Annotated in this window: 1 protein-coding gene; it reads left to right on the forward strand. The window is 41.1% G+C overall.

What is annotated here, in order from left to right:
• The coding region (locus HMPREF3029_RS05095; protein WP_070710064.1) for a nucleoside deaminase at window positions 1-419 on the forward strand (419 nt) is incomplete at its 5' end.
• Window positions 420-428 lie beyond the last annotated feature (9 nt).

Here is a 428-nt window from a genome sequence, read left to right on the forward strand (position 1 = left end):
CGTTAAATAAAGGAGACCAACCGTTTGGTTCAGTGCTTGTTAGTAAGGAAGGGGAGATACTATTTAAAGACCATAATAGAATTTCTACCGGAGATAATACGAAGCACCCTGAACTTCATATCGCACAGTGGGCGAGTGTGAACTTATCTGAGGAAGAAAGAAAAGAAGCGGTCGTGTACACTTCAGGCGAACACTGTCCGATGTGCGCAACTGCACATGCAATAAACGGACTAGGTAAGATTGTCTATGCAACGAGTAGTGCACAGTTTAGAGAGTGGCAGAAAGAATTCGGAGTAGAAGCTGTACGCGTGAGGCCCTTAAAAATTACAGATATTGCTGAAGATATCGAAGTAATTGGTCCAGTTACAGAATTTGAAGATAGAGTAAAAGCACTTCATAGGGAGTACTATAGAAAATAGAGTTTTAGA

The organism is Nosocomiicoccus sp. HMSC059G07 (genome assembly GCF_001815515.1).
Taxonomy (GTDB): domain Bacteria; phylum Bacillota; class Bacilli; order Staphylococcales; family Salinicoccaceae; genus Nosocomiicoccus; species Nosocomiicoccus ampullae_A.